The 24,683-nt window shown below is 72.7% G+C and carries 20 protein-coding genes; 6 read left to right on the top strand and 14 right to left on the bottom strand.

Annotation, left to right across the window (positions count from 1 at the left end):
- Window positions 1-2 precede the first annotated feature (2 nt).
- Genes ACIPFH_RS25095 through ACIPFH_RS25105 form a run of 3 tightly spaced genes read right to left on the bottom strand, consistent with a single transcriptional unit; the run spans window position 3 to window position 2,760 of the window.
- Entirely contained in the window at window positions 3-578 is a 576-nt protein-coding gene (locus ACIPFH_RS25095; protein ID WP_401829589.1) for a hypothetical protein, read from the bottom strand.
- Window positions 575-2,020 (bottom strand): sensor histidine kinase, encoded by a 1,446-nt coding sequence (locus ACIPFH_RS25100; protein ID WP_401829592.1) that lies wholly within the window; start codon window positions 2,018-2,020, stop codon window positions 575-577. Before ACIPFH_RS25100 ends, ACIPFH_RS25095 begins: the two co-directional genes overlap by 4 nt.
- Before the next feature lie 47 nt (window positions 2,021-2,067).
- On the bottom strand, window positions 2,068-2,760 hold the full coding sequence (locus ACIPFH_RS25105; protein ID WP_401829594.1) for a response regulator transcription factor: 693 nt from the start codon (window positions 2,758-2,760) through the stop codon (window positions 2,068-2,070).
- 140 nt (window positions 2,761-2,900) lie between these two features.
- Here ACIPFH_RS25105 and ACIPFH_RS25110 point away from each other — a divergent pair, with 140 nt between their 5' ends.
- Window positions 2,901-3,821: a DUF3152 domain-containing protein gene (locus ACIPFH_RS25110; protein ID WP_401829596.1), complete on the top strand. Its 921-nt coding sequence runs from the start codon at window positions 2,901-2,903 to the stop codon at window positions 3,819-3,821.
- Between the two features lie 10 nt (window positions 3,822-3,831).
- On the opposite strand, the gene ACIPFH_RS25115 is transcribed toward ACIPFH_RS25110, so the two are convergent.
- The 3 genes from ACIPFH_RS25115 to ACIPFH_RS25125 are packed head-to-tail and all read right to left on the bottom strand — an operon-like array spanning window position 3,832 to window position 6,868.
- Window positions 3,832-5,103 (bottom strand): ABC transporter substrate-binding protein, encoded by a 1,272-nt coding sequence (locus tag ACIPFH_RS25115; protein WP_401829597.1) that lies wholly within the window; start codon window positions 5,101-5,103, stop codon window positions 3,832-3,834.
- Entirely contained in the window at window positions 5,103-5,936 is an 834-nt protein-coding gene (locus ACIPFH_RS25120; protein WP_401829599.1) for a carbohydrate ABC transporter permease, read from the bottom strand. The genes ACIPFH_RS25115 and ACIPFH_RS25120 overlap by 1 nt, the downstream gene beginning before the upstream one ends.
- Window positions 5,933-6,868 carry a carbohydrate ABC transporter permease gene (locus tag ACIPFH_RS25125; RefSeq protein ID WP_401829601.1) on the bottom strand — a complete coding sequence of 312 codons (936 nt, stop codon included), beginning with the start codon at window positions 6,866-6,868 and terminating at the stop codon, window positions 5,933-5,935. The genes ACIPFH_RS25120 and ACIPFH_RS25125 overlap by 4 nt, the downstream gene beginning before the upstream one ends.
- A 176-nt stretch (window positions 6,869-7,044) precedes the next feature.
- On the opposite strand from ACIPFH_RS25125, the gene ACIPFH_RS25130 reads away from it, so the two are divergent.
- The gene (locus ACIPFH_RS25130; protein ID WP_401829603.1) at window positions 7,045-7,908 is read left to right on the top strand and encodes a phosphotransferase enzyme family protein; all 864 of its coding nucleotides are present in this window, start codon (window positions 7,045-7,047) and stop codon (window positions 7,906-7,908) included.
- 326 nt (window positions 7,909-8,234) lie between these two features.
- On the opposite strand, the gene ACIPFH_RS25135 is transcribed toward ACIPFH_RS25130, so the two are convergent.
- The 4 genes from ACIPFH_RS25135 to ACIPFH_RS25150 all read right to left on the bottom strand — a co-directional run bounded on the left by ACIPFH_RS25135 (window position 8,235) and on the right by ACIPFH_RS25150 (window position 12,760).
- The gene (locus ACIPFH_RS25135; RefSeq protein ID WP_401829605.1) at window positions 8,235-8,957 is read right to left on the bottom strand and encodes a 3'-5' exonuclease; all 723 of its coding nucleotides are present in this window, start codon (window positions 8,955-8,957) and stop codon (window positions 8,235-8,237) included.
- A gap of 218 nt (window positions 8,958-9,175) precedes the next feature.
- Window positions 9,176-10,414, bottom strand: a complete 1,239-nt coding sequence (locus ACIPFH_RS25140; protein WP_401829607.1) for an SAV2148 family HEPN domain-containing protein — start codon at window positions 10,412-10,414, stop codon at window positions 9,176-9,178.
- Window positions 10,415-10,516: 102 nt separating this feature from the next.
- Window positions 10,517-11,863: a copper amine oxidase gene (locus ACIPFH_RS25145; protein ID WP_401829609.1), complete on the bottom strand. Its 1,347-nt coding sequence runs from the start codon at window positions 11,861-11,863 to the stop codon at window positions 10,517-10,519.
- A 75-nt stretch (window positions 11,864-11,938) separates the two neighbouring features.
- Entirely contained in the window at window positions 11,939-12,760 is an 822-nt protein-coding gene (locus ACIPFH_RS25150; RefSeq protein WP_401829611.1) for a Tat pathway signal sequence domain protein, read from the bottom strand.
- 196 nt (window positions 12,761-12,956) lie between these two features.
- On the opposite strand from ACIPFH_RS25150, the gene glgX reads away from it, so the two are divergent.
- The 3 genes from glgX to ACIPFH_RS25165 all read left to right on the top strand — a co-directional run bounded on the left by glgX (window position 12,957) and on the right by ACIPFH_RS25165 (window position 18,981).
- Window positions 12,957-15,065, top strand: a complete 2,109-nt coding sequence (gene glgX, locus ACIPFH_RS25155; protein WP_401829613.1) for a glycogen debranching protein GlgX — start codon at window positions 12,957-12,959, stop codon at window positions 15,063-15,065.
- 81 nt (window positions 15,066-15,146) lie between these two features.
- On the top strand, window positions 15,147-17,498 hold the full coding sequence (gene treY, locus ACIPFH_RS25160; RefSeq protein ID WP_401829614.1) for a malto-oligosyltrehalose synthase: 2,352 nt from the start codon (window positions 15,147-15,149) through the stop codon (window positions 17,496-17,498).
- Window positions 17,499-17,730: 232 nt separating this feature from the next.
- Window positions 17,731-18,981, top strand: a complete 1,251-nt coding sequence (locus tag ACIPFH_RS25165; protein ID WP_401829617.1) for a M14 family zinc carboxypeptidase — start codon at window positions 17,731-17,733, stop codon at window positions 18,979-18,981.
- A gap of 67 nt (window positions 18,982-19,048) precedes the next feature.
- Here the strand turns inward: ACIPFH_RS25165 and ACIPFH_RS25170 are convergent, their stop codons facing one another.
- From ACIPFH_RS25170 to ACIPFH_RS25180, 3 genes are all read right to left on the bottom strand, one after another.
- Window positions 19,049-19,504 carry an SSI family serine proteinase inhibitor gene (locus ACIPFH_RS25170; protein WP_401829620.1) on the bottom strand — a complete coding sequence of 152 codons (456 nt, stop codon included), beginning with the start codon at window positions 19,502-19,504 and terminating at the stop codon, window positions 19,049-19,051.
- The gene (locus ACIPFH_RS25175; RefSeq protein WP_401829623.1) at window positions 19,501-20,829 is read right to left on the bottom strand and encodes a M14 family zinc carboxypeptidase; all 1,329 of its coding nucleotides are present in this window, start codon (window positions 20,827-20,829) and stop codon (window positions 19,501-19,503) included. Before ACIPFH_RS25175 ends, ACIPFH_RS25170 begins: the two co-directional genes overlap by 4 nt.
- Window positions 20,830-21,163: 334 nt before the next feature.
- Window positions 21,164-21,715: an FHA domain-containing protein gene (locus tag ACIPFH_RS25180; RefSeq protein WP_401829625.1), complete on the bottom strand. Its 552-nt coding sequence runs from the start codon at window positions 21,713-21,715 to the stop codon at window positions 21,164-21,166.
- Window positions 21,716-21,880: 165 nt separating this feature from the next.
- On the opposite strand from ACIPFH_RS25180, the gene treZ reads away from it, so the two are divergent.
- Window positions 21,881-23,626 (top strand): malto-oligosyltrehalose trehalohydrolase, encoded by a 1,746-nt coding sequence (treZ, locus tag ACIPFH_RS25185; RefSeq protein ID WP_401829628.1) that lies wholly within the window; start codon window positions 21,881-21,883, stop codon window positions 23,624-23,626.
- A gap of 73 nt (window positions 23,627-23,699) precedes the next feature.
- On the opposite strand, the gene ACIPFH_RS25190 is transcribed toward treZ, so the two are convergent.
- Window positions 23,700-24,668 (bottom strand): aminoglycoside phosphotransferase family protein, encoded by a 969-nt coding sequence (locus tag ACIPFH_RS25190; RefSeq protein ID WP_401829630.1) that lies wholly within the window; start codon window positions 24,666-24,668, stop codon window positions 23,700-23,702.
- Window positions 24,669-24,683 lie beyond the last annotated feature (15 nt).

A 24,683-nucleotide genomic window follows, 5' to 3' on the forward strand; every position in this document is an offset into this window, starting at 1 on the left:
GGTCAGGCGTCGGGACAGCGCTCGTCCGTTCCCTCGACGCTCCGGCCCAGCCCGTCCGTCACCGTCACCGTCACACCCTCGGCTGCGAAGCCGGCGGTGCGCTGCGCCTCGGCTGCCGTACAGATCAGCTGCGCGACCGCCAGGTCGGCCAACTTCACGGTGACGTCCGGCAGTCGGATCGACACCCGGCCGCCTCCGGAGCTCACCGACACGATGGCCGACGCCTGCGCCTCCTCGGCCGTGGGATCGCCGGACGGGCCGGTGGGCGAAAGAACGCTCGGGCCGGTCGTCGGCGACGGTTCCGGCGGGGGCAGCAGCGTGGTCAGCCGCTTCGCCCGTTCCGCCGCCGTCGGCCCCTCGAGGAGCCTCCGCACGGCCGACTCCGCATCGACCGCCGAGGCGGGCCTGCGGGGTACGGCGACCAGGGAGTCCGCTCCGACGAGGTAGACCCGCACGATCGGCACGACCCCGTGCGCGGGACCGCCCGCCTCCACCACGCCGGTCGCCGGAAGGCCGCAGGAGGCCAGCGCGCCCAGCGCCGGGACGCACAGCAGCACGGCTCGCCGTACGCCCCTCACGGTCGTTCCTCCCCCGTCGGCTCGCCCCGCCGCAGCGGGAGTTCCACGGTGAAGACGGCGCCGCCCTCCGGTCGGTTCGCCGCCCGTACGGTGCCGCCGTGCATCCGGACGTTCTCCTCGGTGATCGATAGCCCCAGGCCGCTGCCCTCGGTCCTGGACCGGGCGGCGTCCGACTTGTAGAAGCGTTCGAAGACATGCGGCAGCACGCCCTCGGGGATGCCGGGCCCGCTGTCCAGCACCTCGACGACCGCCCGCCGCCCGGCGCCGGGCCCCTCGTCCTCATGGAGGGACAACCGCACAGGACGGGCGCCGTGCCGCAGGGCGTTGCCGACCAGGTTGGCCACGACGACGTCGAGGCGGCGCGGGTCGACGCGTCCGCGCAGCGCGTCCGGCTCCGGCAGCCGGGCTTCCACCAGGTCGGTCCAGCCGCGGGAGGCCAGGGTGCGCCGCAGGGACTCGGCGAGGTCGATCTCGTCCAGGTGCAGCACCGCCGCGCCCGCGTCGAAGCGGGAGATCTCCATCAGGTCCTCCACGAGCCGGGCCAGCTTCACGGTCTCCTCGCTGATCAGCCGGACCGCGGTGGCGGTGTCGGGGTCGAGCCCGGCCGCGTCCTCGTCGAGGACGTCGGTGACGGCCGACATGGCGGCCAGCGGAGTGCGCAGCTCGTGCGAGACGTCCGCGGCGAACCGCCGGGCCCGGGCCTCCATGCCGCGCAGTTCGGCCACCGACTCCTCCAGTGCGGCGGCCGTCTCGTTGAACGTGTGCGACAGCTCGGCGAGTTCGTCGGAGCCGTCGACCGCGAGGCGGGTGTCCAGTCGGCCCTCGGCGATGCTGCGAGTGGCGTCCCGCAGTGCGCGCACCGGCCGCAGCACTCCGCGGGCGGCGAGCAGCGCGAGCAGTACGGCGAGCGCCAGGGCGGGCACGGCGGCCCGTTCCACGGCGGTCACCAGGGCGTCCACGTAAGCCTGTTCGGTGGTCTGCGGCACCGTCAGGAACACCTGGAGGCCGGAAAGGGGCCAATTGCCCGTGGCTGTGGTGAAGGCGACCGACATACCGACGACGAGTGCGGTGTGGTCGGCGAGGTTCACCCGCTGGAAGACGGTGGCCGAGCGGGAGTTCACCGCCTCGCGCAGGGCGGGCGTCAGTTCCTCGAACGGGTCGTCGGGGACGGACGTGGCCTCCTGCCCGCGATAGGCGACCAGCACTCGCCAGGAGCCCGACGGCTGGGCGCCGGCCACCTCGGCCGCGAACTGCCGCAGTGCGGCCGGGCCGGGCGGCAGGACGAGTTCGGGGGCGAGCCGGGTGACCTGGGTGCGCAGCAGTTCGATCACGGTGTCCTGGCTCTGCTGGAGCACTCCCGTGCGCGCCTCGCGGAAGGTGAGCGCGCCGGTGGTCGTGGCGGCGAGAGCGGCGACCAGCGCGAACGCCACCACCAGGCGCATGCGCAGACCGCGCAGTCGATGCGCCCCGACCCGGGTTCGCAGAGGCCTCACCGGGAGGCGAACCGGTAGCCGAAGCCGCGTACGGTCTGGATGTGGCGCGGCTCCCGCGGGGGTTCGCCCAGCTTGGCGCGCAGCCGTTTGACGCAGGCGTCCACCAGGCGCGCGTCGCCGTGATAGCTGTGCTGCCAGACCGCCTCGAGGAGTTGCTGCCGGCTGAACACCTGGCCGGGCGAGGCGGACAGGGTCAGCAGCAGCCGCAGTTCGGACGGGGCGAGGGCGACCGGTGCCCCCTGCCAGGTCACCGAGAGCCCGGCCCGGTCCACGGCCAGATCGCCGTAGGTGTCGATCTTGGGTATGCCGCCGTCGGCGGGCGTCCCGGCCGCCCGGCGCAGGACGGCGCGGATCCGGGCCTGGAGCACCCGGGCCGGCACGGGCTTGACCACGTAGTCGTCGGCGCCGGCCTCGAGACCGACAACGATGTCCTCGTCGTCACCCCGCGCGGTCGCCATGATGATCGGCAGCGTCTGGTCCAGCTCACGCATCCTGCGGCAGACGTCCAGACCGGGCATGCCGGGGAGCATCAGGTCGAGCACCACGACGTCGGGCCGGAAGAACCGCAGCCGGTTCAGGCCGTCCTCGCCCGTCTCGGCGGCGGCGACCTCATGACCCTGACGGCGCAGCGCCAGGGCGACGCCGTCCCGCACGGCTCGGTCGTCCTCGATCAGCAGAACTCGTGGCATGCGCTCAGTATCCGTACGCCGCCAACGCGTTCGGAGTTCTGTTACCAGATGATCACATGAAACGGAACTGATCGAGTCGTTACCGTTTTGTTATCGCTTGGGCCAGATCCGATCACATGGCGATCACAATCTGAACAACCATGACCGCGCACAAAGCAACTCCCTCCCACAACCGTCGCCGGAGCGGCCCCGCACACTCCTCCGGCCGACGCGCCCGGAAGGGGTCGGTGTGGGGTGGGACGGCCGCGCTGGCCGTTCTGGGAGCCGCCGGTTTCGCGGCCGTGGGGTGGACGTCCGCCGGCTCGGGCGGCACTTCGGCCGAGGCCGGATCCACCGCGTCCGCGGAGCCGAGCGGATCCAAGGAGACCGGCCCCGCTGCCCATACCCCGGTCAGCCCTTCGACCGGCCCGTCCGGCGATCCGTCCGGCAGCCCGTCCGGCAGCCCGTCGACCGGAACGTCCGGCGGTGCACCCGACAGCCCGTCCGAGTCGGACATCCCGGCCTCGGGTCCCGGCACCTTCACCACCGCGTCCGGCTCGAGCGCCAAGGTCGGCAAGGGCACGGCCCTGCGCTACCGGGTCGACGTCGAGGACGGCCTCGACCTGTCCGCCACGGACGTAGCCCGGCAGGTGGAGGGCATCCTGGGCGACCGGCGCGGCTGGACGGCGGACGGCCACTCCGCGTTCCGGCGGGTCTCCGTCGGCACCGTCGACTTCGTCGTACGGGTCGCGACACCCGGCACGGTGGACAAGATCTGCGGGCAGTACGGACTGGAGACCGGTGGCGAGGTCAACTGCAGCGTGGGCGACAACGTCATGGTCAACCTCAAGCGCTGGCTGCTGGCCACCCCTGTCTACGCCAAGGACGTCACCGCCTATCGCGCGCTGATCCTCAATCACGAGGTCGGCCACTTCCTCCGCCACGACCACGTCGGCTGTCCCGGCCCGGGCAAGCCGGCCCCGGCGATGATGCAGCAGATCAAGGGCATGAACGGCTGTGTCCCCAACGTCTGGCCCTACGACGACAAGGGACGGCTCCTCACCGGCCCCGCCGCGCCCTGAACGGGGCCGTTCACCGCTGGTACCGCGCCAGCACCAGGTTGCCGTCCTCCTCGAGCCGCTCACGCAGTTCACCGAGACCGATGGCCCCGCTGTAGTACTCCTGGAACGCGGGGGTGGCGACTTTGTCCTTCCACTCGGCGTAGCCCCGGACGGACTGGGCGGGCGCCGGGCGCAGGTACGCGGCGAGGGCGGTGCCGGTCGCCCAGTCGTCCTTCGTCGTGTGGAGAGCGGTGTCCGCGAGAGCCTGCGTGCCGGTCGGCAGCATCCAGTCGCCCAGCGCGAGGCGCACCATGTTCTTCGGCCGGAGCAGGAAGTCGATGAACGCCGCGGCCTCCTTCCTGTGCCGGCTTTCCTCGGCGACGGACAGGGTCTGCGGGCTGACGCCCTGGGCGAGTCCGTCGGCGCCCGCCGGGGCGGGCAGCACCTGCCAGTCGAACCCCTCGGGTGCCTGCTGCACGATCTGCTGGCGGTAGGAGAACCCGAGCGGGACCATCGCGTATCTGCCGCCGAAGAACCCCGGCAGCGTGTCCGAGCCGCCGCTGCCCAGCGTCGTGGACGAGGCGCTGTGGTCGATGCCCACCTGGTCGTGGATGGTGCGCGGTACGACCTCGTCGCCGGCCTCGAAGCGGACGGTGACCTTTCCGTCCACTCCCCGGTGGAACAGCTGTCCGCCCGCCGACAGGGAGAGGTTGAGGGTGGCGGAGACGGGCTCCTTCAGCGGCCAGGCCACGCCGTACCTGCCGTCACCGCTGAGCTGCTCGGTGATCTTCCGGAACTCCGCCCAGCTCCACGGCTGTTCGGGGGTCGGGATCCGTGCACCGGAGCGCTTCAGCCAGGTCGCGTTCGCGACGAGGACGCGCGGCTCCTGGAGGAACGGCACGCCGTAGACACCGTCGCCGAAGGTCGTCGTCTCCCAACTCCGCTGCGGAATGTCCGACTTGAGGCGAGCGGACAGCAGGTCGGTCAGATCGGCGAGATGGCCGCCGTAGGCGAAGTCGGCGAGGTCGTCCGAGGCGTCATGGATGATGTCGGGGGCCTCGCCGCCCTCGAAGGAGGTGAGGAGCTGGTCATGGACGCTGGACCAACTCCCCTGCACGTACTCGACCTTGACGTCCGGGTGGGTCGCGTTCCACTCCTTCACGAGCTCCTTGTTGGCCCGGACGGACTCCTCCTGCCAGGCCAGGGACTGGAAGCGCAGGGTGACGGGACCGTCGTCGCCTCGGCCGGCGGAGCAGCCCGCGAGGAGCAGCAGCACGACCACGATCAGCGCCCTGGTCCGCATCAGCTCTTCACCGCCCCGGCGAGCATGCCGCCCGTGATCCGTCGCTGGACGATCGCGAAGACGACCAGCGAGGGGAGGGTGGCGAGGGAGGCGGCGGCGGCCAGCGGGCCGAGGTCGGCGACGCCCTCCGTGCCGATGAAGTGGGTCAGGACGACCGGCAGGGTCTGTTTCTCCGGGGTCTTCAGCAGCACCAGCGCGAAGAAGAACTCGTTCCACGCCGTGACGAACGCGAACAGCCCGGTCGCGACGATGCCCGGAGCGAGCAGCGGCGCCGTCACCGAGACCAGCGTCCGCAGCCGCCCGGCGCCGTCGATCGCGGCCGCCTCCTCCAGCTCGACGGGGACGGCCCGGAGGTATCCGACGAGCATCCACAACGCGAAGGGCAGCGCCCACACCACGTACACCATCACCAGCCCCGGCACGGAGTCGATCAGCCGCAGGTTCCTCAGCACGAGGAACAGCGGGATGATCACCAGTACGAACGGGAACGCCTGGCTGACCACCACCCATCCGGACGCGGCCCGCGCGAGCCGGGTGCGCCGGCGGGCCATGACGTACGCCATCGGCGTGGCGAGGACGACGGCGACCACGGCGGCGCTCACCGCGGCCAGCAGGGAGTTGAACGCGGCGTGCGGCAGGGGCTGTTCGTCGAACGCCTGGCGGAAGTTGGCGAGGGTGGGGTGCTTCGGGATCCAGCTGGGGTGCAGGCTGCCCAGTTCGCGGGCGGGTTTGAACGCGACGGAGACGAGCCAGAGGAAGGGGAAGGCGAGGAAGACGAGGTAGGCGAGCAGGGCCGCGTACTGGCCGGCGCGGGCCGCGGGACGGGTCCTCACGCGTCGTCACCTCCCCTGATCCGGCCCACCAGGAACAGGGCCAGGAACACCGAGATCACCGCGACCATCACACAGCCCATCGCCGCCGCGTACCCGAACTGGCCGTAGCGGAAGGCCTCTTCGTAGGCGAACAGCATGGGCAGCCGGGTACGGCCGCCGGGTCCGCCGTTGGTCAGCACATAGACCAGGGCGAAGGAGTTGAAATTCCAGATGAAGTTGAGGGCCGTGATGGCGAGGGCGATGGGCCGCAGGGCCGGCCAGGTGACCGTCCGGAAGCGGCGCCAGGCGCCCGCGCCGTCCACCGCGGCCGCCTCGTGCAGTTCCCGCGGGGTGTTCTGGAGGCCGGCGAGCAGCGCGACCGTCGTCTGCGGCATGCCCGCCCAGACGCCCACGACGATCACCGCGGGCAGGGCGGTCGCCAGCCCGCTCAGCCAGTCCCGCCCGTCGCCCAGACCGAGGTCGCGCAGGCTCTCGTTGAGGATCCCCGCGTCCGGGTTGTAGACGAGCCGCCACATGACGCCGACCACCACCTCGGGCATCGCCCAGGGGATGATCGCGAGGGCGCGGGCCAGCCGGCGCAGCCGCAGGTCCTCGTTCAGGAGCAGGGCGAGGCCGAGGGCGAGCAGGAACTGCGGGACGGTCACCCCGACCGCCCAGACCAGGCCGATCCGGAACGACTCCCAGAACAGGGTGTCGTGCAGCAGGTCGGAGAAGTTGAGGGCGCCGATCCACCGGGTGGGCGCGGTGCGGCCCGACTGGGCGTCCGTGAACGCCAGCAGGATCCCGTACAGCAGCGGGCCGACGCTCAGCACCAGGATGGGGATCAGCGCGGGCAGCACGAGGAACCACGCGCCGTGGCCCGTGGTGCCACGCGACGGGCCGGTGCCGGACGCGCCGCGCACGGTCCGTCTCTTCTCGGTCGCCAACGACACCGGACCGGCCCCCTTCCCGCGGCTCCGACGGGCCCCGCCATGGTCGTGAAGGTGCTGTACCCCGTCAAGACACCATGCGCACGCCCCGATCTGCGCGAATGCGACACTGGCCGTCGGATGGCCGGATCCCTGCGCCGTCCGGCAGGACCGGGCGGCGAACCACACGGAGGCGGACGATGGACGAGGCACGGGCGCGGGACGTACTCGCCGCGGCGGAGGTACTGCCCGGCCCGGCTGCGGACGCACGGCTCCTCGCCCTCGGCGAGAACGCGGTGTTCGCCGCCGGTGCGCTGGTGGTCAAGGTGGGCCGGGACGCCGAACTCCTCGACCGGGCCCGGCGCGAACTGGACGTCGCGGCCTGGCTCGCCGAGGCGCACGTCCCGGCGGTGCGGGCCGCCGAGCCGAAGCCGCTGCTCGTGGAGGGACATCCGGTGACCCTGTGGCACCGTCTGCCCGACCCCGTGCGGCCCGCCGGGCCGGAGGATCTGGCCGAACTCCTGCGCCTCGTGCACGCCCTGCCCACCCCCTCCTTCGGACTGCCCGCGCGCGATCTGCTGTCGGGAGTCGAACGCTGGCTGCGGCTCGCGGGCGACGCCGTCGACCCGGCGGACGCGGCGTATCTGCGCGAGCGCCGCGACGGCTTCGCCACGGCCGCCGCCACGCTCGCCCCACATCTGCCGCCCGGCCCGATCCACGGCGACGCGCTGCCCCGCAATGTGCACATCGGCCCCGACGGCCCGGTCCTGGTCGACCTGGAGACCGTCTCCGCCGATCTGCGCGAGCACGACCTGGTGGTCATGGCGCTCTCCCGCGACCGGTACGGGCTGCCCGCCGACGCGTACGACTCCTTCACCGGGACCTACGGCTGGGACGTCCGGGAGTGGGCGGGCTGCGCGGTCCTGCGGGGCGCCCGCGAGACCGCGAGCTGCGCCTGGGTCGCCCAGCACGCGCCCACCAACCCCAAGGCGCTGGCGGAGTTCCGCCGCCGGGTGGCTTCGCTGCGGGACGGGGACGAGGCGGTGCGGTGGTATCCGTTCTGATCAAGCTGCTGCGGGCGTGGCGGGCCGCCGCCCGGCTCAGCACGGACGCCGACGGGTCCGCCGGCCGGTGCGTACGGTCGGACGACAGGTGAAGGCGGTCGAGGCCGCGGGAGCAGTCGTTGTCGGCCGCCGGTGACGCAGTGGGCCCGGCCCGGCCGCACCTGTGAGCGGGAGGCACCGGGCGCTCGGCTGCCCGGGCGCAGTGCGGCACCGTGGCGACGACGGCCGTCAGCACGGTGACCGCCGTCAGCCACCAGAGCAGCGCCCCGTGGCGGCCGACATCCCGGCCAAGGTCCGCCGACCGCCACCGCGAGCGAGCGAGCGTGTCAGACGGTCTTCTCCGCCGGCTCCCGCACCGGCCAGGCGCCGTCCACCACCGCGTCCGCGTCGCCCTTGCGGCGCAGGAAGCTCTGGAAGTCCGCCGCCCACTCCGCGTACCACTCGATCTGGCGGCGGTGCAGCTCCGCCGGTCCGAGGGCCGCGACCTTGGGGTGGCGGACGGCTATCGCGCAGGCGAGGCGGGCCGCCGCCAGGGCGTCGGCCGAGGCGTCGTGCGCGGAGTCGAGGCGAACGCCGTACTCGCCGCAGACCGCCTCGAGGTTGCGCTTGCCGCGCCGGTAGCGGTCGACCGAGCGGTCGATGGTGTACGGGTCGACGACCGGCGCCGGGTCCACGCCGCCCAGGCGGTCGCTCAGGGACGGCAGGCCGTGGCGTCGCAGCTCGGCGGAGAGGAGTGTCAGGTCGAAGGCCGCGTTGTAGGCGACGACCGGGACGCCGGTACGCCAGTAGCCCACGAGGACCTCGGCGATCGCGTCCGTGACCCGGTCGGCGGGGGCGCCCTCACCGGCGGCCCGCTCGTTGCTGATCCCGTGCACCGCCACCGCGTCCGCCGGGATCTCCACTCCCGGGTCCGCCAGCCACTCGCGGTGTCCCAGGACCTGCCCGTCCCTGACCTCGATCACGGCCCCCGTGACGATGCGCGCCTCGCGCGGATCCGTCCCGGTCGTCTCCAGGTCGAAGCCGACAAGCAGCTCCCGGTACCAGGCCATGGTGGCCCCCCTTCTTGTGGTGCTTTCCCCCAGTGGTCTCCACCCTCGCATGCGCCACTGACATTCAGAGGTTCGCATTCCGCTTGTCCGGCGCGACAGCCGGGACAGGGCGGGAAGTTCACGACACAGCGGGCCGGTTCCCCGTACGGCGGTCGGTTCCGGACACGACGGGTCGGTTCCGGCCGACCGGTACAACCGGGCCATACACCACCGAACGGTCAGGACACCGGCCGCGAGTCCGCCCAGGCCAGCTCGAACTCCTCGCGATACGCCGCGAAAAGTCCCCCTTCGTCCACCTCGCCCGACTTGACCACCCGGTTGCCGTTGCGGAGCACCAGCACCGGCGCCTCCATGCCGCGCATGCGCCGCAGATAGGACTGGATCACCGCGATGCCGTCGGTGCCGTCGCCGTCGACGAGGTAGGCGGTGAAGCGGGGCGTCTCGTCGTACACCTGGATCTGGAAGGCGCCCGGATCGCGCAGCCGGGCCCGGACCCGGCGCATGTGCAGGATGTTCATCTCCACCGCCCGGCTCAACTCGCCGCGCTTCATACCGAGTTCGCGCTCCCGGCGCTTGACCGCGCTGGAGGCCGGATTGAGGAACAGCAGCCGGACACGGGAGCCGGCCTCGGCGAGGCGGACCAGGCGGCGGCCGGAGAAGTTCTGCACGAGCAGGTTGAGGCCGATGCCGATGGCGTCGAGACGGCGGGCGCCGTCGAAGATGTCCTCGGCGGGGAACTGGCGCAACAGCCGCACCCGGTCGGTGTGCACGGCGACCACGTCCACGTACCGGTCGCCGACGAGGTCCTCGACGGCGTCGACGGGCAGCCGGCGCGCCGAGGGCACGTCGCCGCTGGTGCCGAGCATCTCCAGCAGGCGCGACGAGGCCCGTTCGGCCTGGTTCAGGACGGCTTCTGACAGTGCCCGGTTGCGGGAGACGACGTTGCGGGTCACCTCCAGCTCGTCCAGGGCGAGTTCGACGTCCCGGCGGTCGTCGAAGTACGGCTCGAAGCAGGGCCAGTGCTGCACCATGAGCTCGCGCAGCTGCGGCAGTGTGAGGAAGGAGATGACGTTGTCGTCCGCCGGGTCGAGCAAGTAGCCCTTGCGGCGGCTGACTTCGCGTACGGCGACCGCGCGCTGCACCCACTCCTGTCCGGCGGGGCCGGCCGCGGCGACCACCCACTCGTCGCCGTGGACGGGTTCGTAGATGGGCCGCAGCACGGCGGCCACGACGGACCGCAGTCGCTGTTCGACGAGGTTCAGCCAGATGTAGGCCCGGCCGGCCCGCTGGGCGCGGGTGCGTACCTCTCGCCAGGCTTCGGCGTCCCAGTCCAGCTCCGGTCCGATGGCGTTCGTCTCCATCGGCCGGGCCAGGGACACCGTGCCGGGCGGGACGTCTGCGGAGCCTCCCTCGTGACCCTCGTCACCAGGGGGCAGCTCCAGCCCTCCCGAGCCCACCCACGCACCGCCTTCCGCTCCCCCGAGCACTCCCCGTCCCAACGATCAAGGAAGGGTACTCCGGGAGCGGTGGGCGGTGCAGCCGGATGGACAGGTCGTTTCTCAACTCCCGTCGTTCGGCTGTCCGTTCTGTCCCGCGAGCGCGGACGGAGTGAGCGGATTCATAGCGGTGACGTCCCTGGGGACCAGCGAGAAGCCCTGCCAGTGGACCGGCATGGGCTGCTGGTCCTCGTCCCGGGCGACGTGGTGGAAGCCCACGTTCACCCAGGTCACGGGGTGGGTGAGGCTCTGTCCGTTCACCCACTTGTCGACTGAGGTGCCGTGCAGCGGGCTGCCGCAGTCCCGGAGGTTGTTGCTGGCGTACTGCTCGCACTGGTTGTACTGCGTGAAGTAGACGTCGTGCTGGGTGAACCGGCGTCCCGAGTACTTGGTGGTGGCGCCGGGGACGAGCTCGTAGGAGCGCGCGTGACCGTCCTTGTTCTTGCCGGTCGCGCTGACCACGCGCCACCAGCGCATGTTCGCGGCGTCGCCCGCGAGTTCCTTGGTGACGGCCGTGCGGGTGGTCCTGTTGGTGGGGCCCAGCTGTCCGCCCGCGGGCGGGCTGACCACCGAGTCGTACTGCTCCACCTTGGTGTTCGAGGAGCCGTCGAGGCCGAAGTCGAGCCGCCAGAAGACGTTGTGGCTGTGGCTGGTGGCGTAGGACTTGGCGCCCTTGCCTATCGGCCAGCCGCGGCCGTCACCGGCGTCGTAGTCGAAGGGCGAGAGGCTGCCGGTGGCGCCGACGTTCATGTTGACGGCGCCGTCGTCGGAGAAGCGCCACTCGGTGATGTACTCGTACCAGCCGACCTTGTTGACGGTGTAGATCAGCAGGTCCTTGCCCTGGGCCTGGAAGACCTTGTTGCCCGTGTCGGCCTGCATGCGGTAGGCGTGACCACGCGTGCGGGTCGTGGTGCACAGGCCCTTGACGTTCGAGTTGCCCGAGAAGGACTCGGGCACCTTCACCGTCCGTATGGTGCCGCCGGGGCACTCGGCGGGAGCCATGTTGACCAGGCCCGAGCCGAAGTTGTAGTCGGTGATGTCGTTGTACTCGTTCTTGCCGTCGTCGTACGGCACGTGGATCTGAGCGATCTTGGCGCTGTTGAGGACCCTGATCGGCTTGGCCTCGCCGGGCGGCTGGTACGAGACCTTCTCCAGGACCAGGCCGGACTTGGCCTCGAAGCGCCAGCACATGCGCCAGGTCGTGCCGGTGGAGAGCTTCTGTTCGATGCGGTAGGCGGCGCTGCAGTCGGCGGCCGGCGCGGGGGCCGCCTTCGGCTGGGCCGCGGCCGGGCCGGCCCCGGCGGCCGCTCCGGCGGCCAGCGCGGCCACACAGAGGCCGACGGCCGCCCCCCTGCGGGCACGGCCGGTGCCCTGCGGCCGGAGGCCGCCGATCAGATTCGGAACGCGCATGAGGACATGACTCCCTTTGCTGCCCGTCAGGGGAAGCAAGTCGGAAAACGGACGTGGAGGTGGGCCTGCCGCGGATCAGCCGGTGAGCCGGGCGACCTTGCGGGTGCTGAGGTCGATCACCAGGGACCGGGTGTCGATCCATGGCCCGTTCCTGACCTTCGGCAGCAGCCGTACGCAGCGGTGTTCCCCGCACGCGTCGAGGACGGCGGGCTCGGCGCCCGGCACCGCCCGGTAGACCATCGCGGCGAGCTGCAGCTGGTCCGGGGAGGTGAGCTCCTTGCCGGTGGCGTCCTTGAAGTCGGCCTTCAGACCGGCGCCGAGCGGGTCGGCGATCAGCAGGCTCGCGGCCTCGCTCTGCTCGGCGGCGCCGAGCGGCGGCTGGACGCCGTGCTGGGTGCCGGTGCCCTCGACCTTGCCGGTGTCCAGGTTGACGGTCCTGGTGATGAGCGTGTCGTCCTTGTAGTCGTAGAACGACACCACCGCGCGCCGGGGCGCGTCCGGGTCGTCCACCTCGTCGGCCGCGGGGTCGGCGAGGTCGACGCCGAGGCGCTGCGGGCCGCGGTCGCCGTCCACGTCCTCGCTCGCGTTGAACTGCTGCCGGTTGAGCGCGATCTTCTCGACGCGCGCGATCTCGTCGTCGGTCAGCGGGTCGCGGCCCTTGCCCTTGGCGCCCTCGGCGGGCACCTCCTCGACGACACCGGGCTGCACCGCCGCCGCCGTGTCCCCCTGCTGCTGTCCGGCGGCCTGTCCCGTGCTCTGCCCGGCCTTGCCGCCGCCCGTGTCGTCCGCCCCCGCCGTGCCCGGCAGGGTGATCCCGATCATCACGGCCGTCGCGGCCACCGCGATGGCCGTACCCGCCACCACCTTGCCCAGGTGGCGGCGCACTGTCGTGCGCACAAATTCCCCCTACTCCCCCTGTTGCCCGGGAGTACGTGTCTGCCCCACCGGTTCGGCACAGAACTGTGTCGCCTGTCGTCCTGTGCACTGGTCGTTCGGTAAGAGGGGCGTAAGTCACAGGTGGTTCCTTCACTTTCCTGGAGACTCGACGTCAAGGCGCCCCCGCGGGGGCTGGACACCTGAAAGAGTCGAGTCCATGCAGGTCTGGCCTGGAGAGGCGTATCCCCTCGGTGCCACGTACGACGGCGCCGGCACGAACTTCGCGGTCTTCACGGAGGCCGCGGACCGAGTAGAGCTGTGTCTGCTGCACGACGACGGCTCGGAGACGGCGGTGGAACTGCGCGAGAGCGACGCGTTCGTCCGGCACGCGTACCTGCCGGGCGTCATGCCCGGACAACGCTACGGATTCCGGATGCACGGTCCCTACGAACCCGCGCGCGGGCAGCGCTGCAACTCGGCGAAGCTGCTGCTCGACCCGTACGCGAAGGCGATCAGCGGTTCGGTCCGGTGGGGCGAGGAGGTGTACGGCTACCACTTCGACGCCCCCGAGCGGCGCAACGACCTCGATTCGGCGCCCCACACGATGACGTCCGTCGTGGTCAACCCCTACTTCGACTGGGGCGACGACCGCAGGCCGCGCACCGAGTACCACCACACGGTGATCTACGAGGCCCATGTGAAGGGCCTGACGATGCGCCATCCGGGGCTGCCGGAGGAACTGCGCGGCACCTACGCGGCCCTGGCACACCCGGCGATCATCGAACATCTGACCGAGCTCGGGGTGACGGCCCTGGAGCTGATGCCTGTGCACCAGTTCGTCAACGACCACCGGCTGGTCGACATGGGCCTGAACAACTACTGGGGCTACAACACGATCGGCTTCTTCGCCCCGCACAACGCGTACGCCTCCTGGGGCGACCGCGGTCAGCAGGTCCTGGAGTTCAAGTCGGCGGTGCGGGCGCTGCACGAGGCGGGGATCGAGGTCATCCTCGACGTGGTCTACAACCACACCGCCGAGGGCAACCACCTGGGGCCGACGCTGTCCTTCCGGGGCATCGACAACCAGTCGTACTACCGGCTGACGGACGATCCCCGCTACTACATGGACACCACGGGCACCGGCAACTCGCTGCTCATGCGGTCCCCGCACGTCCTACAGATGATCATGGACTCGTTGCGGTACTGGGTGCTGGAGATGCACGTCGACGGGTTCCGGTTCGATCTCGCGGCGACCCTCGCCCGTCAGTTCCACGAGGTGGACCGGCTGTCCTCGTTCTTCGACCTGGTCCAGCAGGACCCGGTGGTGTCCCAGGTGAAGCTGATCGCGGAGCCGTGGGACGTGGGCGAGGGCGGCTACCAGGTGGGGAACTTCCCCCCGCTGTGGACCGAGTGGAACGGCAAGTACCGCGACACCGTGCGGGACGTGTGGCGGGGCGAGGCCCGCGCGGTCGGCGAGTTCGCCTCCCGGCTGACCGGCTCGTCCGACCTCTACCAGGACGACGGCCGGCGCCCGCTGGCCTCCATCAACTTCGTCACCTGTCACGACGGGTTCACCCTGCACGACCTGGTCTCCTACAACGACAAGCACAACGACGCCAACGGGGAGGACAACCGGGACGGCGAGAGCCACAACCGGTCCTGGAACTGCGGCGCGGAGGGCCCGACCGACGATCCCGAGGTGCTGGGGCTGCGGGCCCGGCAGATGCGGAACTTCGTCGCCACGCTGATGCTGTCCCAGGGCGTTCCCATGATCAGCCACGGGGACGAGTTCGGGCGCACCCAGAAGGGCAACAACAACGCCTACTGCCAGGACAGCGATCTGGCCTGGGTCCAGTGGCCCGAGGGCGGCAGCGAGCTGCTGGACTTCACCCGCGCGTTGGTGTGGCTGCGCAAGGAGCATCCCGTCTTCCGGCGGCGCCGCTTCTTCCACGGCCGGCCGGTGGAGGGCACGCACGACGATCTGTCGGACATCGCCTGGTTCACGCCCGAGGGGGCCGAGATGGCACCGCGCGACTGGGACCGGGCGCAGGCGTCCGCGCTGTCGGTGTTCCTCAACGGCAACGCGATCTCCGAGCCGGGCGCACGCGGCGAACGGATCACCGACGACTCCTTCCTGCTGATGTTCAACGCCTCCGCGAAACCCCTGGAGTTCGTGGTGCCGGTCGATCACGGACGGCAGTGGCAGGTGGTCGTGGACACCGCGAACCCGGAGGTGGTCGCGTCGGACGCGGGCCCGAAGGTGCAGGCCGGCGACCGGCTCACGCTGGTGGACCGGAGCATGACGGTGCTGCAGCGGCCGACGTAGCAGGCCTTCGAAGACACCGAAGCGACCCGCTCGGAGGGCGGGTATGACACGAAAGCCGGCGGGACGGGTACGTAGGTTGTCATGAGCCCTGAGCTACGTGACGCCTCCGTTCCCGTGCCGCCGACGGCGACCTACCGGTTGCAGCTCCAGCCCGAGTTCCCGTTCGGTGCCGCGACGGCGGCCGTGCCGTACCTGGCCTCGCTCGGCGTCTCGCATCTGCACCTGTCCCCCGTCCTGGAGTCCGTACCGGGCTCCCCGCACGGCTACGACGTCGTCGACCCCACGCGCGTGCGCGCGGAGCTGGGCGGGGAGGAGGGGCTGCGGGCGCTGGCGCGCACCGCGCGGGAGCACGGGCTCGGGCTGGTCGTGGACATCGTGCCGAACCACATGGCGATGGCCCCGCGTCACAACCGCGCTCTGTGGGAGGTGCTGCGGGAGGGCCCGAGGTCGCCGTACGCGCGCTGGTTCGACATCGACTGGGAGGCGCAGGGCGGGCAGGTGCTGCTCCCGGTGCTCGGCCACCCCGTCGGGACGGAGCTGGAGCACCTCCGGGCGGACGGCGACGTCCTGCGCTACTACGACCACGTTTTCCCCCTGCGCGCGGGCACCGAGAAGCTGCCGCTGCCACGCTTGCTGGACGCCCAGTGGTACCGGCCGGTGTGGTGGCGGCTGGCCCGCACCGAACTGAACTACCGGCGTTTCTTCAGCATCTCCGAGCTCATCGGGGTACGGGTGGAGGACCCGGAGGTGTTCGAGGCCACCCACGGCACGATCCTGCGCCTGCTGCGCGAGGGCGTGGTCGACGGGCTGCGGGTGGACCACCCCGACGGCCTCGCCGACCCCGACGCCTACCTGGAGCGGCTGCACGCGGCGAGCGGCGGCCGCTGGACGGTCGTCGAGAAGATCCTGGCCGACGGGGAGCGGCTGCCGGACTCCTGGCCCGTGGCCGGCACCACCGGCTACGACGCCCTGCGTCACGTCGACGGCCTCTTCACGGACCCCGCGGGCGCCGGGGAGCTGCTGGACCGCTACCGGCGCTTCGCGGCCCCGCAGACGGACCGGGGCGGCGACTGGGCGGCGACGGTGCGGCGGGCGGCGTACGGGGTGCTCAGGCACGAACTGGCGGCCGAGCTGGACCGGCTGACGCGGGTCGCGTCCCGGGTGTGTGCCGCGTCGGACGACCCCGCGCTGCGCGACCGGGCACCCTGGGCCCTGCGGACGGCCCTGGAGGAGCTGCTCGTGCGCCTGGAGGTCTACCGGCCCTACACCTCGGGCGACCCGGCCGACGTCGTCACCGAGGAGGCGGCGGCGCAGGCCCGGGAGGCGTTCGTCGTGCCGGAGGAGGCGGGAGCGGTCGACGTGGTGCGGGGTCTGGTGCTCGGCGGGGAGGGCGCTTCGGGGGCGGAGTTCCGGGCGCGGTTCGCGCAGACGGCGTCCGCGCTGCGCGCCAAGTCGGTCGAGGACACGGCGTTCTACCGGTACACGCCGCTGCTGGCGGCGAACGAGGTGGGCGGTGAACCCGGCGCCCCGGGCGTGTCCCCGGCCGACTTCCACGCCTACTGCGCGCGCGTGCAGCGCGACTGGCCGGCCACCGGAACGGTCGTGTCGACGCACGACACCAAGCGCAGCGCCGACGTGCGCGCCGCGCTCGCCGTGCTCACCGAGTGCCCGCGGCGCTGGGCGGACGTCCTCGAGGAGGCCACGCGCGCGGAGAAGGACGTGCCCGACGGGCAGCTGGCGTGGGCGGCCTGGCAGACGGTCTTCGGGCTCGGTCCGGCGGCCCCGGAGCGCGTCCGGGAGGCGGTGCTCAAGCACGCGCGCGAGGCCGGCCTGTACACGAGCTGGACGGAGCAGGAGCCGCCCTACGAGGAGGCGGTGGCCGCGTTCGTGACGGCGGGGCCGTGCGGGGTGCCGGGCGAGCGGGTGGCCGCGCTGCGCGCCGCGCTGGAGCCGCACGTCCGGGCGAACGTGCTGGGCACGGCGCTGGTGCATTTGACGATGCCGGGGGTGCCGGACCTCTATCAGGGCACGGAGAGCGAGTACCGGGCGCTGGTGGACCCGGACAACCGGCGCCCGGTGCGGTTCCCGCCGGAGGATCCCGGCGTCAAGGACACGCTGACCGGGGCCGCGCTGCGGCTGCGCCGGCGGCGGCCGGAGGTCTTCGGGGACTCTGCGAGGTACGAGCCGCTGTCCGCCGAGGGCGCGGCCGCGGTCCACTGTCTGGCGTTCGCGCGCTCCGGCCGGGTCGTCACGGCGGTGACGCGGCTGTCGCTGCGGCTGGCGGAGGCGGGCGGCTGGCGCGGGACCCGGCTGGCGCTGCCGCCGGGGACATGGGCCGACGTGCTGGCTCCCGAGCGGGAGTTCACGGGGCACGTGCGCGTGGCGGAGCTGTTCGAGCGGCTGCCGGTGGCGCTGCTGGAGCGGGCGGGGTGAGGTCGCGGAGGTGATCTTCGGCGTCACCCGGTGGTCGGACGCATGTACTGACCGGTGACCCTCGCGGGTGATGTCGCCCTCGCCGAGAACGAGGGGTGCGGGGCGGGACGGCCGTACTCTCCGCCGGTGCGCGCTTCCGAGCGCCCCGGGGAGCCTCCCCGCAGGCGTCCTTGACAGTTGCCGGAGACCATGGGGTACTGCGGATGCGAAGGCCGGTCGGACCAATACGGGGGTGAGTCTCCTGCCGGAGCTGCGCTACCCCACTGTGACCGAACTGAATTTTTCTGCCCGGGCGTTGACCGCGCACCATGCCGGTATGTGCGTCCTGCGGCAGGTGGGGGTGTCCCGTGCGGGCCGACCTCTGCTCCTGCTGTCGGTAGGACACGCCAGGCGGGCCGTGCTCGTCGTCGCGGGTGCTCACGCCAACGAACCCACCGGGGGCTCGACACTGCTGGCGCTCGCCGAACGGGTCGTCCAGGAGAGGGAGTTGAGGGACGGAACGTCCTGGCACTTCCTGCTGTGCGCGGACCCCGACGGGGCGAGCCTGCATGTGACCCCGGCGCCGCGCAGCCTGCTGGAGTACCACCTCGGCTTCTTCCGGCCCGCGGGTCCGGAGCAGCCGGAGTGGTCGCCCGCCGTGCTGCCGCCGGACCGGCTGCCGCCCGAGACGCGTGCGCTGACCCGGGTCATCGACGAGCTGCGGCCCTACCTCCAGGTGACCCTGCACGGCACCGATCTGGGCGGCAGCTGGGTGCAGCTGACCAAGGACATCCCGGGTCTCGCCGAGCCGTTCGTCAAGTCCGCCGCCCAGCTGCACATCCCGGTGGAGACGGGCGCCTCCGACGCGGCGGGCTGGCCCGCGTCCGGACCCGGCGTGCACGTGATGCCGGCCGCCGGCACGGGGGCCGCGTACCCGAGCATGCCGGACGACGCACGGCACAGCACCTGGTACCACGCCCATCGCTACGGCGGTCTGACCGCGGTGGTGGAGGTCCCGATGTGGGCGAGCGACATGGTGGACGACCCCGCCCCGCATCCCGCTCCGGCCGCGGCGATACGGAGGCTGGCGCAGCGGCTGCTGCGGGACACGACGGAGGTGGAGCGGGTGCTCGTCGAGGCGCTGCCGCGTCTCGAGGGCTTCGACGGGCCCCTGTTGCGGGCGGCGAAATGGGCGCTGGAGCTGGTGCCGGGGCTGGCCGCGGACTGGACGGACACCCCGCCCGCCGACACGACGATGGCCTACGTCGGCAGCGTGGACGCCTTCGCCCGCCGACTGCCCCTGCGGGCGGCCGCGATGCTGTGGCGGGTCCTCCAGGAGAGCGACGACCACGCGGCCCCGCGTCTGGAACAGCTCGTCGAGACCTGGAGCGACGCCTTCGCCTACCGCTTCCGTGCCCGCTGGGTGCCCTTGGAGCATCAGGTCGAGCACCAGTCCCGCACGGTCGTCGCGGCCGCCCTGCACGCCCGCGAACGGGCGGCATGACGGGCGAAACGACGCACAGGGCGGTGACCGCGGGCACGCGCGCGTGCCCGCGGCCGTCCCGGCCGGATCAGACCTCGGGTACCACCTCGTCGTCCAGGGCGAACACGGCGCCCGTCAGCGCCTCCCGCTCGCAGTCGTTGCCGAAGGTGCGCTGGTAGTCGACCGGCCGCCCGTTCCACCGCCCCTGCGCGCGGACGGTCACCGGTGCGTAGATGAGCGGGCAGATGCGGCTGCCGTCCCCGGCGAGGGCTTCGACGTTCCCGTCGGCGCGCGCCAGGACGTCGCAGGCCTCCGCGGCACGGGAGTGGCCCTGGGGCGGGTCGCACAGCAGCAGGGTGCCCCGGGAGTCGCTGGAGCGGGCGTCGCCGCGGGTGACGGTGAGCTGGAGCCAGTTGCCGGGCAGGCCGTCGTGGGAGACGGCGTGGGCCGGCGCGGCGCCGGCTGCGAGGAGGAGGGCGGCCGCGGCCGGGAGCGCGCGCCGTACGGCCTTGGCCGACCGGAGACAGGTGAGGAAGTACGTCATTCCCGATGCATCGGCACGGCCGGCTGTGTACCCCAGTCCGACTCACCCGAACGGGCACCGGCGGGTTCGGCGGCGCGGCGGCCTGCCAGCTCGAACGCGGCGAACACGACCCGCGTCTGGTACTCCGCCTGGCGTGCGACGGGAATCCAGCGCGCCCCGCACTCCTCCTCGTACACGGCGCACCACGCGTCGATGAGTCCGTCCAGCTCGGGAAGCGCACCCGTGGGGTCGCTTCCGGCGCCGGTGAGGAGCTGGTGCAGCAGGCCCGCCGTCCGGACGGCGATCCGGCGGCCGGCGATGCGCAGGGCGGTCAGATGCGCGGTGCTGAGCGGAGGGAGCGGACGGGCGGGGTCGGCGGTGGCGGGGTCCCAGGCGTCCGCGAGGCCGGGGCAGACCAGTAGGTAGTCGTCGACCGGGGCGAGCAGACGGGCCGCGTCGGGAGCGCCGGCGAGGTGGGGCCGCACGCGCGTGAGGATACGTTCCAGCAACTGTGCGTCATGGCGCAGGGCTGCGCTGACGGCGCGCAGTACCGCGTCCCGGTCGGCGGGCGGGGAGTCGTCCTCCACGGCGGCGACGCCCCACATGGGCGCCTCGACGACCGCGGTGACCGTGCCGTACCGGTGCGGGTGGTACCAGGTGGACTCGACGGCGGCCTCGGTGATGGCCGCGGCCCGGTCACCTGGGTGCGGTGGCGGGATCCGGTAGACGGCGGGTCCCAGGCGGGGCCAGTACAGGGTGTCGTAGGGCCCGAGTTCGCGGGGGATGCCGAGGCGGGCGGCGGCGTGGGCGACGCGCCGGGAGAGTCCGGGCAGGTCGCGGGTGAGTTCCACGAAGGCGCCGCCGACGTCGACGCCGTGCAGCGAGCACTGGAAGAAGGGTTTCAGTTCGTCCTGGAGACGGAGCAGCGCACGCGTCTCCGGCAGCGCGGCGGCGGCCGCGCCGTCGGGCAGCCACTCGGGCTGTTCCAGGAAGCCCGGCCGGAAGAAGTGCCGGAAGTAGCGGTCGAGGCTGTAGGGACCGGTCAGCCAGCGCTCGTTGCGGCGCAGACCGTCGGGGTCGAGGCAGAGCAGCAGGTTCCAGGTGGCGTCGGCGCCGACGGTGAGCCGCGGGTCGGCGAGGACGCGTTCGGCCAGCCGCAGGACGGTGGCGCCGCCGACGGGCTCGTTGGCGTGCGGTCCGGCCACGACGAGGGCCTGGCGGGAGCCCCGGCCGACGGAGAGCAGCCACAGGGGCGAGCCCGCGCGCGAGACCCCGACGCGGCGCAGCCGGACGTCTCCGGAGCCGCGGACGGCGAGCGCGGCCGCGCGGGCCGCGAGTTCGTCCACGGTCGGGTAGCGGAGGAGTGGCGGCAGGGCACACCTCCACAAGGCGACGCCGTCGGTTCACCTGGCGTATCTGGTGTACGCACAGTGAGTCATGGGCCGGGGGTACGTCAACACCGCGACGCGGGTGGGTACTTGGGCGAGCCGGGGCGACCCGGGCGGGCCGACGGGCCGCCCAGGGCCGACGGCGCCACTCGGTCCACGAGGTCGCTGCCGGTCGGGCGGTTCGGGAGCCCGGGCCGGACGAGCGGCCAAGCCGGTCGGACAAAGCCGGTCGGGCCGGCGGTCCGAGCCGGGGCCGGGGCGGCGGCCCGAGCCGGGGCGGCGGTTCGGTGGGTCAGTTCACGGAGAGACGGAAGGCCATTCGGCCGAAGGCGATCTGGTCGCCCTCGCGGACCACGGCGGCGCCGATGACCCGACGACCGTTGACCGTGGTGCCGTTGGTCGAGCCGAGGTCGCGCAGGACCCACGTCCCGCCCTGGCGGCGGAGTTCGGCGTGCACCCTCGAGACGCTCTCGTGGGTCAGCCGGAGGCCGCTCGCGGGGTCGCGGCCGATGCGCAGCGCCTGCTCGGTTCCGGGGTGCGGCAGCAGCAGCTTGGGCAGCCGCTCGGCCTGCCAGGCCCGTCGCACCCGGACGGTGAAACCGGAGACCGCCTCCACGGTACCGAAGACGACGCGCGAGAACCGGCTCTCCTTGGGCAGGTCGGCGGTGAGCACGGCCAGCTCGTCGGAACGGCGGGCGACGAGGGCCAGCTCCATGCGCCGGATGAACGTGTCGTGCGACAGCCGCCCCATGGCGACGCCGTCACGCAGCACCTTCAGCGCCCGGTCGCGCTCCACGTCGGACAGCCGCGCGGGGTACGTGTTGAACTCGAAAGACGACGTCACGATGGTGATTGTCGGTCAGCGGGTCCCGGGTGTCCAGGAGACGCGGAAACGCCCGGCACGCGCGCGTGCCGCCAATGGGAGTGTTCCAAAAGCGGATTGACCTCGCGTGGAGCACGATGGACGCGACGGGCTACATCACGGTGAGCAGACGAAGGGGAACCGTCCGTGCAGTTCGAGGTGTGGGCACCACAGGCCGAACGTGTGACGCTCCAGTGCGACGGCGTCACCCGCGCGTTGGAGCGCGATCCGGAGCGGGCGGGGTGGTGGACCGGTGAGGCGGAGGCCACGGACGGCTCGCGGTACGGGTTCGCGATGGACGACGGACCCGTCCGCCCCGACCCCCGCTCGCGCCGCCAACCGGACGGCCCGGACGGGCTGAGCGCGGTCGTCGACCAGGGCCGCCACGAGTGGCGTACGGAGTGGCCCGGCCGACCGCTGGCGGGCGCGGTCCTGTACGAGCTGCACGTGGGCACGTACACCCCCGAGGGCACGCTGGACGCGGCAGCGGAGCGCCTGGGCCATCTCGTCGAACTCGGCGTGACCCACGTCGAGTTGATGCCGTTGTGCGCGTTTCCGGGCCGACACGGCTGGGGGTACGACGGGGTGGCGCCATGGGCGGTGCACGAGCCGTACGGAGGTCCCGGTGCGCTGAAGCGGTTCGCCGACCGGGCCCACGCGCTCGGTCTGGGCGTCGTCCTGGACGTGGTGCACAACCACCTGGGTCCCTCCGGCAACTACCTGCCCGAGTTCGGCCCGTACTTCACGGAGACGCACCACACGCCGTGGGGCGCCGCCATCAACCTGGACGCGCCCGGCTCGGACGAGGTGCGCGCCTATCTGCTGGGCAGCGCGCTGGCCTGGCTGCGCGACTACCGGCTCGACGGGCTGCGCCTGGACGCGGTGCACGCGCTGGCCGACACGCGCGCGTGCCACTTCCTGGAGGAGCTGTCGTCCGCGGTGGACGCCCTCGCCGCCGAAACGGGTCGGCCGCTGTTCCTGATCGCCGAGTCCGACCTGAACGACCCGCGCATGATCACACCGCGCCGCGCGGGCGGCCTGGGTCTGCACGCGCAGTGGAACGACGACTTCCACCATGCCCTGCACACCGCGCTCACCGGCGAGTCCCAGGGCTACTACGCCGACTTCGGACGCGCCCCGTTCGCCGCGCTCGCCAAGACCCTCACCGGCGGCTTCTTCCACGACGGGACGTACTCCGGTTTCCGGGGCCGGCGCCACGGCCGCCCTCTGGACCGCGCCCGTGTGCCCGCGCACCGGCTCCTCGGGTACGCCCAGACCCACGACCAGATCGGCAACCGCGCCCAGGGCGACCGCCTCTCGGCATCGCTCTCCCCCGGGCTGCTGGCCTGCGCGGCCGCGTTGACGTTGACCGCCCCGTTCACACCGATGCTCTTCATGGGCGAGGAGTGGGCCGCGGGCACGCCCTGGCAGTACTTCACCGACCACACCGACCCCGAGCTCGCCGAGGCGGTACGGCGGGGCAGGCGGCGGGAGTTCGCGGCGCACGGCTGGGCCGAGGAGGACGTGCCCGACCCGCAGGACCCGGCGACGCGCGAGCGCTCGTGCCTGGACTGGTCGGAGCCGGAACGAGAACCTCACGCGCGCGTGCTCGCCTGGTACCGCGAGCTGATCGCGCTGCGGCACGCGACCGCGGACCTCACCGATCCCGACCTGGCCGACATCAAGGTCGCCCATGACGCGGAGGCCCGCTGGCTGGCGTTCCGGCGCGGCGACGTCCGGGTGGCCGTCAACCTCGGCAAGGAGCCGGCCGCGATCCCGCTGGGCCCGCGCCCCGCCCGTGTGCTCGCCACGTGGGATCCGGTGGACGTTCCGGGCCGGGACGGGCTGCTGCGTGTGCCCGGTGAGTCGTGCGTGGTGCTGGAGCAGGAGTGAGGCGGATCCGGGGAAGGGGCAGGGAGCGGCGCACGGCCTCCCGCCCCCGCTCCTGACGCGCCTCCGCCCCGCCTCACCCGTCCTGGTCCGCCCCGTCCTCGCCCTCCTCGCGGAACTCCGTCACGCGCTCCAGCAGGATCGCCTCCCAGGCCCGTGCCAGCTGGGTCCGTGGCAGGGAGAGCGCTTCGGCGTCCCGTGGGCCGGTGGCGCGGCCGTCGAGGCGTTCCGCGAGGCGGACGACGGTGTCGCAGCGGGCCAGCCACAGGCCGCGCAGACAGGGGCGGGCTCCGTAACCGGCGAGGGTGGCGGCGCGGACGGCGGCGCCGGAGCCGACGGCGAGGGCGAGCCCGGCGATGTCCTCGGCGGGGTCCCCGAGGACCGCGCCGGTCCAGTCGAGGACGCCGCGCACCCGGCCGTCGGCGCTCACCACGAGGTGCTCGCCGCGCAGGGCGTGGTGGACGAGGACGGCGGCGGCGGGCTGGGCGGCGAGCTGGGCCGCGCCGGGCGGGGTGAGCTGGTGGAGGCGGGCGGGGTCGAACTCGTCGGCGCGGGCGAGGCGTTCGGCGACGGCCACGGCCATCCGGCGCAGCGCCTCCAGGGAGCGCGGGGCGGCGCGTGGCACGCCGAGCGCCTCGGCCTGCCGGGGCGGCACCTCGCGCAGCCCTCTGAGCAGTCCGGCGAGGTCGGCCTCGCCGACGGCCGACACGTCGTGCTCCTCGGCGGTACCGCCGGGCAGCCTGGTGTCGAGGGTGTACACCAGCCCGGGCGACCACTCGCCGTGCGCGACGCTGGTGGGCACGGCGGCCGGGACGTACGGGCGGACGAGGTCGCGCAGCCGCAGTTCGCGGCGGCGGCGCAGGGTCGTCTCACGGTCGGTGGCGAGGCGCAGCACATGGCGGGTGCCCACCCACCAGGTGGAGGGCGTGCCGCTCTCGACGACGGGCCGTACCTCCGGTCCTGAGCTGCTCGCACCACCCTCCTCGAGGAGCGCGCGGACCAGTCGGCGGACGGTGTCCGCGGTGGGTGTCGGTGCCTGGGTCATGGTCGCGTCGTTGCC

The organism is Streptomyces sp. NPDC088157, assembly GCF_044741545.1.
In the GTDB taxonomy this organism is placed as follows: domain Bacteria; phylum Actinomycetota; class Actinomycetes; order Streptomycetales; family Streptomycetaceae; genus Streptomyces.

Coding starts and splice junctions, on each gene's coding strand:
- ACIPFH_RS25100 (WP_401829592.1), bottom strand. CDS start 2,020: ATGCGCCTGGTGGTGGCGTTCGCGCTGGTCGCCGCTCTCGCCGCCACG.
- ACIPFH_RS25105 (WP_401829594.1), bottom strand. CDS start 2,760: ATGCCACGAGTTCTGCTGATCGAGGACGACCGAGCCGTGCGGGACGGC.
- ACIPFH_RS25110 (WP_401829596.1), top strand. CDS start 2,901: ATGACCGCGCACAAAGCAACTCCCTCCCACAACCGTCGCCGGAGCGGC.
- ACIPFH_RS25115 (WP_401829597.1), bottom strand. CDS start 5,103: ATGCGGACCAGGGCGCTGATCGTGGTCGTGCTGCTGCTCCTCGCGGGC.
- ACIPFH_RS25130 (WP_401829603.1), top strand. CDS start 7,045: ATGGACGAGGCACGGGCGCGGGACGTACTCGCCGCGGCGGAGGTACTG.
- ACIPFH_RS25135 (WP_401829605.1), bottom strand. CDS start 8,957: ATGGCCTGGTACCGGGAGCTGCTTGTCGGCTTCGACCTGGAGACGACC.
- ACIPFH_RS25145 (WP_401829609.1), bottom strand. CDS start 11,863: ATGCGCGTTCCGAATCTGATCGGCGGCCTCCGGCCGCAGGGCACCGGC.
- glgX (WP_401829613.1), top strand. CDS start 12,957: ATGCAGGTCTGGCCTGGAGAGGCGTATCCCCTCGGTGCCACGTACGAC.
- treY (WP_401829614.1), top strand. CDS start 15,147: ATGAGCCCTGAGCTACGTGACGCCTCCGTTCCCGTGCCGCCGACGGCG.
- ACIPFH_RS25170 (WP_401829620.1), bottom strand. CDS start 19,504: ATGACGTACTTCCTCACCTGTCTCCGGTCGGCCAAGGCCGTACGGCGC.
- ACIPFH_RS25190 (WP_401829630.1), bottom strand. CDS start 24,668: ATGACCCAGGCACCGACACCCACCGCGGACACCGTCCGCCGACTGGTC.